Raw genomic sequence first — 12,883 nt, 5'->3', positions numbered from 1 at the left:
GCCGTTGCTGGCTTGCAAGCGAGCGGTGAATTGCCTATTGTCCAGCTATTGGTTTCAAAATGAGCAGTAAAAAAGCCCGGAAGGCGTCAAAAAAGTTGTCGCAGGGAAGCTGCAGTGGCGGAGGTGTAAGGTGTTAACGCGTGATTTTTTATTGAATGCCGACTGTAAGACGGCATTTGGTGCTATTGAAGAATCACTACTCTGGTCAGCGGAACAACGTGCAGCCTCACTGGCCGCCACGCTCGCTTGCCGACCAGATGATGGACCGGTGTGGATCTTCGGTTATGGATCGTTGATGTGGAACCCGGCCTTAGAGTTTGAAGAGTCCTGTACCGGGACGTTAGTCGGCTGGCACCGTGCTTTCTGTCTGCGCCTGACGGCGGGGCGAGGAACGGCGTGTCAGCCAGGACGTATGCTGGCCCTGAAAGAAGGGGGACGCACCACCGGTGTGGCCTACCGCTTGCCGGAGGCATCCCTGGAACAAGAGCTTTCGCTGCTGTGGAAGCGAGAAATGATCACCGGCTGTTATCTGCCGACCTGGTGTCAGTTGGCGCTTGATGACGGCAGGACGGTGAACGCACTGGTCTTTATTATGGATCCGCGTCATCCGCTGTTTGAGTCAGACACGCGCGCGCAGGTGATTGCGCCGCTTATCGCCGCGGCGAGCGGACCTTTAGGTACCAACGCCCAGTATCTGTTCTCACTGGAACAAGAGCTGGTCAAGTTGGGGATGCAGGATGATTGTCTTAACGATCTGGTGATCACGGTTAAACGATTGTTGGGAGAGAACCTGCCGGAAGGCGTTATGCGGCCTGGGTTTGCCTGAACCCAGCCTGGAACTGAATGCCCGAAAGCCAGGCGCTTTTCGGGCAATTAACGCTTAGGCTGCAATATAACTTATTGAATGCTCTAGCGACTGGCTGTGGCTGTCAATCAGCACATTCCAGATGCCGGTATAGGGCACGGTCAACCATGCGTTATCACGATCCTGCACGCTTAAGATGTCGGACTGCGTGTCTTTGACGTGATTTTTCTCGCTCATCAGATGGATGTGACAACGCTCGGAACAGCGCACAACCACCGTATCGCCACCAAATAACTTTAAACTCGCCTTCACTAATGCCATTTTTCACCCCGTTCTTGAAAACAACGTACTTTCTGTCGAAAGTGCTGCGTGATGTTGTTCACATTTCACTCATTGCATAACACCAAAGGGGGAGCAACGGGATGCTGATTTTGATCAAAAAATGGCATAACGATTAAACAAAAGTGACAAAATTCCTTAAAAGGGTTGAAAGGGCGTGCTAACGTTCAACGAAACCGCGCCCATCTACGATTAAATCCGGAAATTATCGACACTTTCAGTGTGCTTGCCTGAAAACGGTGTATCAGAAGGTCAGCACTTTATCTGCAGCCAGCGTCCATTGAGCCAGTTCAACCAGCGTGCCGACGGCCACTCCGTCAATTAACGGCAGCGTCGTGATCCCACGGCCATCGGTGCAGGTTTTGCACAGTTTGACCGGCACATTTTGCGCCGTCAGGATCTCCAGCATTTGCTGAATATTGTATCCTTCTGCAGGTTTCTGACCTCGTAATCCCGCGGTTACCGCGTCCGACATTAAAAACAGACGCAGGTCGAGATCCGCTTCCTGTTCGCGCAGGGCGATTGCCAGACGCAGGCTGTTAAATAACGATTCGCTTCCATAGGCCGCACCGTTCGCGACGATCACTATCTTTTGCATTTTTACTCCTGTTGTCAGGGGGGCATGGATATTGCTTGTCCTCAGGGATAACCCGTTATCGGTGAGGGCAGAGATGATGACAAATGCACAAAATTCCGGCGCGACGCAATGGTTTCGCCATGCCCGCCAGCTTGAGAACACCCAGCTTCGCCAACTGGCACAGTCCGGTAAGTTGGTAATGCGTATTAGCCATCTGGTGCATATGCTACAGTGCGAACGCGGTGCATCCAATATCTGGTTGTGTTCTCAAGGTACGCTTTATGAGCGGGAGGTCCGTGCCAGTCGGGCGCTGGTGGATGAAGAGTGTCGGCAACTGCATATCCTTTTCCAGCACATTATGCCGGTGGCGGGCAGTGCGTTGTGCCACCGCATTGCTGGCACCGTCTGGTGCCTCGATCAGCTAACGACGCTGCGTGAGTCTGTCAGCGGGCAGACTATCGATGCTCAGCAGGCGATGGAGCAGTACAGCCGGACGTTACGCCATCTGCTGGGTATTGTGCCGCAGCTTAACGACAGCATCGATTATCCCCATGTCGCAGGTGGGCTGGTGGCGCTATACAGTTTTATGCAGGGTAAAGAGCTGGTAGGACAAGAGCGGGCGTTAGGGGCCATTGGCTTTACCCAGGGCGAGTTTAACCCTCAAATGCGCCAGGAGCTGGTGGACAGAATAGACGGGCAGCAGCCGTGCTTTGATACCTTTATCTCCCTGGCTTCGCCTGTACTGGTGCAGCATTTTCGTCAGCAATGCGAGGCATCGGGCGCCATCGAACAACTGCGGCGCCAGGCCTGTACGCGACAACCTCAACTCGATAACGGTGAACACGCGCTACGCTGGTTTACCCTACAGACGCAGCGCCTTGAACAATTACGCCATCTCGAAGAGATGTTGATTACCGAATTGCTGAACGCCGTGGCGCGTCGGCTGGCGGAAGAAACCTACGCCTTGCCGCTCGACAACTGGCTTGACGACCGTGCTGACGAACCCCTCTCGCTGCGCCGGGATAAACAATTATTGTGGGTTGTTCGCCAGCAGGCTCGCCAGCTGGAGCAAATGAGCGCCCAACTTGCCTCATTGCAGGATGCCTTAGAGGAGTGCAAGGTGATTGATAAAGCAAAAAGCATCCTGATGAATTACCAGCAGGTCAGCGAAGAACAGGCGTGGCAGCTATTGCGAAAAATGGCGATGGATAAAAACCAACGGATGGTCGATATCGCCCGGGCATTGCTTACCGTTAAATCCCTGATGCAGGGATAGCGACTGCACAACAGGCGGGCAGTGTCTGCCATATTTGGGTGCACCGCGGCGTCTGGTACGCGTCGAACCCGCTAAAACCGCCAGTGTAATTCTGGCATCTGAATTGCATTCACTCATACATACAATTTAGCAGCAGGCCAACGGCGGTCTGACTGTTTTGAGGATAAAGGCGTCCCGCAATGCTTCGGCATTGTTGGACGCCTTTTTTTATGGGGAGCATGTATGGGTGACAGAACAGTTTCGTTAACGCGGCGGCGGTTTTTACAGGCAAGTGCCGTGATGGGGGCCAGCTCGCTGATTCCAGGACTGATGTCTTCGGTCTGGGCGGCAGGGTCTGATGCGCCGGAGATGACTACCGTTCGGGTCGGTTTTATTCCGCTAACCGACTGCGCGCCGCTGGTTATCGCCACGTTGAAAGGTTTTGATAAAAAATACGGCATTACGCTGGTGCCGACCAAAGAGGCCAGTTGGGCTGCAGTGCGTGACAAACTGGTCTCTGGAGAGCTGGATGCGGCTCATGTTCTGTACGGCCTGTTGTATGGTCTGGAACTGGGTATTGCCAGTAAAGCGCAGCCCATGGCCAATCTGATGACGCTCAATCAGAACGGGCAAGCGATCACGCTCTCCGCAACGCTGCTGGAGCAGGGGATTACCGATGCGTCTGCGCTGAAGAAACTGATCGTCTCGCAGGCGCCTGGAACCTATACCTTCGCGCACACCTTTCCCACTGGCACACATGCCATGTGGCTCTATTACTGGCTGGCCAGCGCTGACATCAATCCTTTCACCGATGTTCGCACCGTTGTGGTACCGCCTCCGCAAATGGTGATGAACATGCGCATTGGCAATATGAGTGGCTTCTGCGTCGGCGAACCGTGGAATGCGCGGGCGATCAATGACCGCATCGGTTTTACCGCGGCGACGTCCCAGGATATCTGGCCCGACCATCCGGAAAAAGTACTCGGTACGCGCCGGGAGTGGGTAGAAAAATATCCACATACTGCCCGGGCACTGGTTAGCGCGCTGCTTGAGGCATCGCGCTGGATAGACGCCAGTGAAGCCAATAAACGCGAAACAGCACAAATTCTGGCGCGCCGGGCCTGGCTCAATACCAAAGAAGGCTATCTGACGGCGAGAATGCTGGGCGAGTACGACAACGGTGCCGGTCGTCGCTGGCAGGATCCGCATGCCATTCGCTTTTTTCGCGACGGCGAGGTGAGTTTCCCCTGGCATTCCGATGGCATGTGGTTTCTGACCCAGTTCCGCCGTTGGGGATTGTTGAAGCAGCAACCGGATTATGCAGCCATTGCCGCGCGCATCAACCGGACCGACATCTGGCGCGATGCGGCAGCGGCGGTTGGAGGGATAACACCTCCTGCGAAATTGCTACGAACCAGTACGCTGATGGACGGTTCCGTATGGGATGGCCGCAATCCAGAAGCCTATGCCAACAGTTTTACCCTCCACCGTACAGGAGCCTGAGATGAAACAAAATACGCAGCTTAAATCCCCTGAGCCGGTAGTCGGTGAGGTCATCACGCTATCAACGATGAAGGTCAGAAAGCGCAAAATGCCATGGTCAATGAGGCTTAGTACATGGCTAAGACGCGCCGTACCCGCTCTGTTGGGGATTGCCTTGCTGGTGGTGTGCTGGCAACTGGCCGCCATCAACAGCAAAGGCTTTCCGACGCCGCTGAGCACCCTGGATTCAGCCCTGACGTTGTTTGCCGATCCGTTCTATAACGGCGGGCCGAATGATATGGGTATCGGCTGGAACGTGCTGGCGTCGTTGCAACGGGTCGCGATCGGTTTCGGATTAGCGGCGCTGGTGGGGATCCCGCTGGGCTTTCTGATTGGGCGTTTCACCTTCTTTTCGCACATGTTTTCGCCGCTGATTGCGCTGTTGCGCCCGGTCAGTCCGCTGGCCTGGCTGCCGATTGGACTGCTGTTGTTTCAAAAAGCGGAACCCGCATCGAGCTGGACCATCTTTATCTGCTCTATATGGCCGATGGTGATCAACACCGCCGAAGGGGTGCGGAGAATCCCTGACGATTACCTCAACGTTGCTCGCGTACTGCAACTCTCTGAGTGGACGGTGATGCGGCGGATACTTTTCCCCGCCGTGCTGCCGGCGATCCTCACTGGCGTACGCCTGTCGATCGGCATCGCCTGGTTGGTGATTGTGGCAGCAGAAATGCTCACCGGCGGGTTGGGGATTGGTTTTTGGATCTGGAATGAGTGGAACAACCTTAATGTCGAAAACATTCTCATCGCTATCGTCATCATCGGCGTTGTCGGTCTGCTGCTTGAGCAGGGGCTAATGCTGGTGGCGCGTCGTTATAGCTGGCAGGAAAAATAAGGAGACAACATGAAACCCATTATTCAGGTCCAGGCGGTCAGCCAACGTTTTTCGACCGCCAGCGGTGAGTTCCTCGCGCTACACAATGTTTCTTTTGATATCCATGAAGGGGAGACCATGAGTTTGATTGGTCACTCCGGTTGCGGAAAGTCGACGCTTTTGAATCTGATTGCCGGCATTACGCTGCCTACTGAAGGTGGCCTGATTTGCGATAACCGCGAAATCGCCGGGCCGGGGCCTGAGCGGGCGGTCGTTTTCCAAAACCATTCGCTGCTGCCGTGGCTGACCTGTTTCGACAACGTAGCCCTGGCCGTCGATCAGGTCTTTCGCCACACCATGAGTAAAGCCGAGCGACGTGAGTGGATCGAACACAACCTGCACCGCGTCCAGATGGGCCACGCGATGCACAAACACCCCGGTGAAGTCTCTGGTGGGATGAAGCAACGCGTGGGCATTGCCCGGGCGCTGGCGATGAAACCCAAAGTCCTGCTTATGGATGAACCGTTTGGCGCACTGGATGCGCTCACCAGGGCGCATTTGCAGGATACGGTGATGCACATCCAGCAGTCGCTGAATACCACCATTGTGCTGATCACTCACGACGTTGATGAAGCGGTGCTGCTTTCCGACCGGGTTCTGATGATGACCAACGGGCCAGCGGCGACGGTGGGCGAGATCTTGACGGTTGATTTACCGCGCCCACGCAATCGGGTCCAGCTTGCCGATGACAGCCGATACCACCACCTGCGACAACGCATTCTCCATTTTCTGTATGAGAAACAGCCGAAGGCGGCGTAAGGAGGGGAAGATGACGCGACTGGTCATTGTGGGTCATGGCATGGCGGCAACTCGTCTGATTGAGGCGCTTGTTATGTACAAAAACGGCGGCATTTCCGTCACCGTTATTGGTGAAGAGCCGCAGCTTGCCTACAACCGGATCCAACTTTCCCCGGTGCTGGGGGGAGAAAAGCCCTTTGCGCAAACTTTGCTTCATCCGGCGCAGTGGTATCTCGATCACGGCGTGACGGTTCTGAGCGATGAAGCTGTGTTGGCCGTTGATGCCACCAGCCGCAGCCTGACCACCACAAAACGGCTTTTGTTCTGGGATGAGCTGGTATTTGCCACCGGATCGTATCCGTTTATTCCGCCCATTCCCGGCGTCCAACAACCGCATGTTCATGCTTTTCGCACGATGCAGGATGTCGAGGCGATTCTCCAACGGTCTGGGCCAAAGGTGGTGTTGGGTGGTGGCGTTCTCGGCGTGGAGGCCGCGACAGCCTTACGTCTTCACGGTGACGATGTCACGTTGATTCATCGCGCGGGACGGCTGATGGAACAACAGCTTGATCAACAGGCCAGCGATCTGTTGCAGGCACAACTAACAGGACGCGGTATTCGCTGCGAGCTTAGTTCCGGGCTCGTCAGTATCGAAGCCGACTGCGTAACGTTGCTCGATGGCCAGCGTATTGCGGCGAATGGCGTGGTGATTGCCACGGGGGTCAAACCCAATATCCCCCTGGCGCAGGCGTGCGGTGTTGTTTGTCAGCAGGGGATCGTGGTGGATGAACAGCTTCGCACCTCAATGCCCGGCATTAGCGCCGTTGGGGAATGCTGCGAGATTAACGGCCAGACGTGGGGACTGGTTGCGCCGTGCCTGAAACAGGCTGAGGTGTTGGCTGCGCGACTGGCGGGTTTTACCGGTGCCGGATTTGGCTGGCAGGCGAGCGGAACGCGCCTCAAGGTGACGGGAATTGATCTGTTTAGTGCAGGCGTAACGGACACGACGGCGACGGATGCCACCCTGAGCACATACGATCCGCTCAGCGGGCACTATCGCCGCTTGCTGACGCGTGATGGAAAACTCCATGGTGTGCTGCTGATGGGCGATTGCCATAGCGCAGCGCCATTAACCGATTTGCTGGCCCAGGGGGCGACAGCCCACTCCGACTGGCTCTTCGACCGCTTTGATACGCAGCCATCGGCTGCAGGACAGATGACGATGACAAAACCGACGCTGGCTGTTGTGGGACACGGTATGGTTGGCCACCATTTTCTTGAGCAATGCGTAAGCCGTAATCTGCATTTGCATTATCACATTGTGGTGTTTGGCGAAGAACGTTATGCCGCCTATGACCGGGTGCATCTGTCAGAGTATTTCGCCGGGCGCAGCGCGCAATCACTTTCGCTTGTCGCTGATGATTTCTTTGCCCGTAGTGGCATAGAGCTACGTTTGGGGCAATGCGTGACCGAGATCGATCGTGAGATGCGCGTCATCCGCAACGCCGACGGACATGAAACCCACTGGGATTCGCTGGTGCTTGCCACCGGATCGTATCCGTTTGTCCCCCCTGTGAAAGGTGGGGACTCACCCGCCTGCTTTGTTTATCGTACGTTGGACGATTTGGATGCCATTGCAGCGAAAGCGAAAAGTGCGCGCCGCGGGGTGGTGATCGGCGGTGGCCTGCTTGGTCTGGAGGCTGCGAACGCGCTGCGTCAGCTTGGGCTGGAAACGCATGTTGTTGAGTTTGCCGCTAATCTGATGGCGGTGCAGCTGGATAACGCCGGTGCCGCGATGTTACGAGAAAAGATAGAGGCGCTCGGCGTTGGCGTCCACACCGCAAAATCGACCACGGAAATTGAAAGCACCACTGACGGACTGGTACTGCACTTTGCCGACGGCGAAAAGCTGGAATCCGAAATGGTGGTTTTTTCTGCGGGTATTCGTCCGCAGGATGCGCTGGCGCGTCGCAGCGGTTTAGATATTGGCGAACGCGGTGGGATTTGTATCGATAGCCACTGTCGCACGTCAGATGACGCCATTTTTGCGATCGGCGAATGTGCGCTGTGGGAAGGGCGAGTCTTTGGCCTTGTCGCGCCGGGATATCAAATGGCGCGGGTAGTCGCCGCACAGCTGGCCGGAGAAGATGTCAGTTTTAGCGGTGCGGATATGAGCACCAAGCTCAAGCTGCTGGGCGTTGATGTCGCTTCTTTTGGCGATGCGCATGCCCGTACGCCGGGCGCGAAAAGCTATCAATGGACGCATGGTCCCGAGCAGATCTACAAAAAGATCGTCGTCAGCGCAGAGGGCAAAACGCTGTTGGGCGGAGTGCTGGTTGGCGATGCTGGCGATTACGCCACGCTATTGCAAATGATGTTGAATGGGATGCCGCTTCCTGGTCAGCCGGAATCGCTGATCCTGCCCGCGCTGGCGGGCGATGCGCCAAAAGCGCTTGGGGTTGCGGCATTGCCCGATACAGCGCAAATCTGCTCTTGTCATAACGTCAGTAAGGCCGATATATGCCGGGCGGTAAGTGCTGGTGCGACGGACATTGGCGCCATCAAACAGTGCACTAAAGCGGCGACCGGTTGTGGCGGATGCAGCGCGCTGGTGAAACAGGTGATGGAGCACCAACTTGCGGCCCAGGGCGTTGAGGTCAAAAAGGATATCTGTGAACATTTTCCCTGGTCGCGCCAGGAGATTTATCACCTTGTACGGGTGAACCATATCCATACTTTCGAACAGTTGATTAGCCGTTACGGCCAGGGTCACGGCTGCGAAATCTGTAAACCTCTGGTGGGGTCAGTGCTGGCGTCCTGCTGGAATGAGTATCTGCTTAAACCAGCGCACTTACCGCTGCAGGACACGAACGATCGCTATTTTGCCAATATTCAAAAAGACGGTTCCTATTCTGTGGTCCCGCGTATGCCTGCGGGAGAGGTCACACCGGACGGCCTGATCGCCATAGGACAGATTGCGAAACGTTATCAGCTGTACAGCAAAATCACCGGCGGGCAACGGGTGGATCTTTTCGGCGCGCGTCTGGAACAGTTACCCGATATCTGGCGCGAACTGGTGGCTGCGGGATTTGAAACAGGACATGCGTACGGGAAGTCGTTGCGAACGGTGAAGTCCTGCGTTGGATCGACCTGGTGTCGCTACGGCGTACAGGATTCAACGGCAATGGCGGTGATGCTTGAAAATCGCTACAAAGGGTTGCGTGCACCACACAAAATTAAAATGGCAGTGTCCGGTTGTACCCGGGAATGTGCCGAGGCACAGAGTAAGGATGTGGGCGTCATTGCGACGGATAAAGGCTGGAATCTCTATCTGTGCGGCAATGGAGGAATGAAACCACGCCATGCCGATTTGTTTGCCAGTGATTTAGATGATACCGCGCTGATGCGCACTATCGACCGTTTCCTGATGTTCTACATTCGCACCGCGGATCGTCTGCAACGTACCAGCACCTGGATGGATAACCTGGAAGGGGGCATTGCGTATTTGCGTGAAGTGATCCTCGACGACAGTTTAGGGATTGCCAGTGAACTGGAACAAGAGATGGCGCGGGTTGTGGAAAGCTACCAGTGCGAATGGCAAACCACGCTCAGTAGCCCGCAGCGTCTGGCGCTGTTTCGTTCATATATCAATAGTGATGAGGCGGATGAGACGGTTGCCCGTGCGCCTTTACGCGGGCAACCGCAGTTGGCTAAACCTGCATCCAGGGGCCGTGAGTCATTACCGACAAAACCCTGGCAGGAGATATGCGCCCTTGATGCTATCCCTGAGCAGGCGGGTATTGGCGCACGTCTGGGAGATGTGCAAATTGCATTATTCCGCTTTGGGCAGACGATTTATGCCCTTGATAACCTTGAACCCGGTAGCGCTGCGCAGGTGTTATCGCGCGGTATTCTGGGGGATGTGCAGGGTGAGCCGATTGTTATCTCGCCGCTGTATAAACAACGTATTCGTCTGCGCGATGGCCGCCAGTATGACAGCGGAGAACAGGCGGTACGCGCCTGGCCGGTGAAAGTGGAGGCGGGCAAAGTGTGGGTGGGAACTCAGGCGTTGATCCTGCGGGCGGAGGCATCATGAGTGAGACTCGTACAACGTGCCCGTACTGTGGCGTTGGCTGCGGCGTGATTGCGCAGGTAGACGATAATGGCGTCACCGTCAGAGGCGACCCCGAACATCCGGCAAACTTTGGCCGCTTGTGCGTCAAAGGCGCGGCGCTGGCTGAAACCACAGGACTTAGCGGCAGGTTGTTGCAACCGACGGTGGATGGCGAAACGGCGAGTTGGTCGCAGGCGCTGGACACCGCCGGTGAACGTCTGCGCGCTATCATCGCTCAGCATGGACCGCATGCCGTGGCCTTTTATGCCTCTGGGCAACTGCTGACGGAGGATTACTATGCGGCGAATAAGCTGATGAAAGGCTTCATTGGCGCGGCCAATATTGATACCAATTCGCGGCTTTGTATGTCGTCTGCGGTGACCGGATACAAGCGGGCGCTGGGAGCGGATGTCGTGCCCTGCAGTTATGAGGACATCGAACGCAGTGATTTGGTGGTATTGGTGGGATCGAATGCAGCATGGACGCATCCGGTGCTGTATCAGCGTCTGGTGCAGGCGCGTAATGCTAATCCGTCGATGAAAGTCGTGGTTATCGATCCTCGTCGCACCGCAACCTGTGATATCGCCGATCTGCATCTTTCCCTGCTGCCCGGTAGCGATGCTGGGCTGTTTGTCGGCTTACTGAACACGATTGTGGCTGAGGGGAATGCGCAAAGTGAATTTGATGACGCTGTAGAAACGTTTGCTATCGCGCACGACTGGAGCCTCGCGCGTGTGGCGCAGTTTTGCGGGCTGGATGTTGCCGATGTTGTCACCTTCTATGACTGGTTTATGCGCGCGCCAACAGCCATCACGTTATACACCATGGGCATTAACCAGTCTGCCAGCGGTAGCGATAAGTGTAATGCGATTATTAACGTGCATTTGGCCAGCGGTAAGTTTGGTCGACAGGGGTGCGGTCCATTTTCGCTGACCGGGCAACCCAATGCGATGGGCGGCCGGGAAGTTGGCGGGTTGGCGACGCAGCTGGCGGCGCATATGAATTTTGAACCCCAGGATCTTGCCCGCCTGTCCCGCTTCTGGGGGACTGAAAGGTTGGCGCAGACGCCTGGTTTGATGGCCGTGGATTTGTTTGAGGCGATCGGTAAAGGCGACGTTAAAGCGGTATGGATCATGGGGACAAACCCGGCGGTGTCATTACCGGACAGCCATGCCGTGTGCCAGGCGTTGGCAGCCTGTCCACTGGTGATCGTCTCTGAAGTCGTGGCAGACACGGACACCAGCCGCTACGCGCATATTCGGTTTCCGGCGCAGGCCTGGGGCGAAAAAAACGGTACGGTGACGAACTCAGAACGACGGATCTCGCGCCAGCGTGCATTTTTACCTGCGCCGGGTGAGACGAGGGCGGACTGGTGGATCGTTGCGCAAATGGCGAAACAGTTGGGTTTTGCCCATGCGTTTGGCTGGCAAAGCGCATGGGAGGTATTTTGTGAACATGCGGCGCTTTCCGGTTATGAAAACAGGGGGGAACGTGCATTTGATATCGGCGCGTTAGCGGAGCTGACGCATCAACAGTGGGATGAGATGACGCCGGTTCGCTGGCCAGTGAGTACCGGCTCATCAACGCTAAATTTTTGGCAGGGGTGGCGTGGTAACCAACGTTTACGCCTGGTATCTGTTACACCACAGGGTATGAAAACGGCCTGTGATGCCCTCTATCCATTGGTGCTAAACAGCGGTCGCATTCGCGATCAGTGGCACACTATGACGCGGACGGGGACGATTTCACGCCTGATGCAGCACATCAATGAACCGCTGGTAGAAATTGCACCAGAGGATGCCTATCGCTTCAAGCTGAATGAAGGTGCGCTATGCCGGGTTAACTCCCCGCTCGGCGTAATGGTTGGTAGGGTGACCATTCACCGTGGACAGCGGCCAGGGAGCGTCTTCACTTCAATGCATTGGAATAATCATTTTGCCCGTCAAGGGCGGGTAAATGCATTGGTGGCGCCGATTTGTGATCCTGACTCTGGACAGCCGGAAAGCAAACAGACAGCGGTGCGCATTATGGCATGGCAGCCCCGGTGGCTGGGAGAGCTGTTTTGTCGCTCCGCGCTGACGTTTCCGGGGTTCGTTCACTGGTGGCGCAAAAGTGCTGACAATGCCTTGCGTTATACGCTGGCGGGCGACAGCGATATTTCTACGTGGCTGCAACAATATTGTGTGACGCAAAGCTGGCAACTTCAGCAGGCGAAATGGGAGCAGGGACTGAATCTGTTGGCCTGGCATGAAGGAAAGCTGATGCTTGGGCTCTGGTCAGCGGCAACGCTGCCGCAGATTGATGATGCGGCGATCCTCAGCGCATTCGTGCAAACGCCGGAAAATGCTCAGACTCGTCACGCACTGTTGGGCGGGAAACCCGGTGGTATTACGGCTGATAAGGGCGCGACTATTTGTAGTTGTTATAGCGTAGGAGAAAAGGCCATTACCCAGGCTATCGCTAACGGTTGTGATACGGTTCAGGCATTGGGAAAAGCGTTACGTTGCGGGAGTAATTGCGGATCGTGTATTCCGGAACTGAAGACATTACTGGCACAAAAAATCACACTCAATGATTAAGGATATTCCTGAAAATTTGAGAAAAAGCTGCAAAGGGGACGTCGGACAGGTAGGATT

General features: G+C 55.7%; 9 protein-coding genes. 7 read left to right on the top strand and 2 right to left on the bottom strand.

Features of this window, described 5'->3' with window-relative positions:
- The first annotated feature begins 130 nt into the window (after positions 1–130).
- Positions 131–826, top strand: coding sequence for a gamma-glutamylcyclotransferase (locus OGX97_RS09415; RefSeq protein WP_060682116.1), 696 nt, complete (start codon positions 131–133; stop codon positions 824–826).
- A gap of 54 nt (positions 827–880) precedes the next feature.
- Here the strand turns inward: OGX97_RS09415 and OGX97_RS09410 are convergent, their stop codons facing one another.
- Together OGX97_RS09410 and OGX97_RS09405 are read right to left on the bottom strand one after the other, a co-directional pair.
- Positions 881–1,126 carry a DUF1883 domain-containing protein gene (locus OGX97_RS09410; protein WP_003020763.1) on the bottom strand — a complete coding sequence of 82 codons (246 nt, stop codon included), beginning with the start codon at positions 1,124–1,126 and terminating at the stop codon, positions 881–883.
- A 262-nt stretch (positions 1,127–1,388) separates the two neighbouring features.
- Positions 1,389–1,742: a DsrE/DsrF/TusD sulfur relay family protein gene (locus OGX97_RS09405; RefSeq protein ID WP_003833402.1), complete on the bottom strand. Its 354-nt coding sequence runs from the start codon at positions 1,740–1,742 to the stop codon at positions 1,389–1,391.
- A 73-nt stretch (positions 1,743–1,815) separates the two neighbouring features.
- On the opposite strand from OGX97_RS09405, the gene nasR reads away from it, so the two are divergent.
- From nasR to OGX97_RS09375, 6 genes are all read left to right on the top strand, one after another.
- Positions 1,816–2,997, top strand: a complete 1,182-nt coding sequence (gene nasR, locus OGX97_RS09400; protein ID WP_279850650.1) for a nitrate regulatory protein NasR — start codon at positions 1,816–1,818, stop codon at positions 2,995–2,997.
- A gap of 222 nt (positions 2,998–3,219) precedes the next feature.
- On the top strand, positions 3,220–4,479 hold the full coding sequence (locus OGX97_RS09395; protein WP_057066736.1) for a CmpA/NrtA family ABC transporter substrate-binding protein: 1,260 nt from the start codon (positions 3,220–3,222) through the stop codon (positions 4,477–4,479).
- A 1-nt stretch (position 4,480) separates the two neighbouring features.
- Positions 4,481–5,356, top strand: coding sequence for a nitrate ABC transporter permease (gene ntrB, locus OGX97_RS09390; protein ID WP_032943702.1), 876 nt, complete (start codon positions 4,481–4,483; stop codon positions 5,354–5,356).
- Between the two features lie 9 nt (positions 5,357–5,365).
- Positions 5,366–6,154: an ABC transporter ATP-binding protein gene (locus OGX97_RS09385; protein ID WP_218659195.1), complete on the top strand. Its 789-nt coding sequence runs from the start codon at positions 5,366–5,368 to the stop codon at positions 6,152–6,154.
- Positions 6,155–6,164: 10 nt separating this feature from the next.
- On the top strand, positions 6,165–10,229 hold the full coding sequence (gene nirB, locus OGX97_RS09380; RefSeq protein ID WP_279850649.1) for a nitrite reductase large subunit NirB: 4,065 nt from the start codon (positions 6,165–6,167) through the stop codon (positions 10,227–10,229).
- On the top strand, positions 10,226–12,826 hold the full coding sequence (locus OGX97_RS09375; protein WP_279850648.1) for a nitrate reductase: 2,601 nt from the start codon (positions 10,226–10,228) through the stop codon (positions 12,824–12,826). Before nirB ends, OGX97_RS09375 begins: the two co-directional genes overlap by 4 nt.
- The last annotated feature ends 57 nt before the right edge of the window (positions 12,827–12,883 follow it).

The organism is Citrobacter sp. Cpo061 (assembly GCF_030332845.1).
GTDB classification, from domain to species: domain Bacteria; phylum Pseudomonadota; class Gammaproteobacteria; order Enterobacterales; family Enterobacteriaceae; genus Citrobacter; species Citrobacter portucalensis.
Note: the sequence above shows the minus strand (reverse complement) of the source record. Positions and strands in the feature narration are given on the sequence as shown.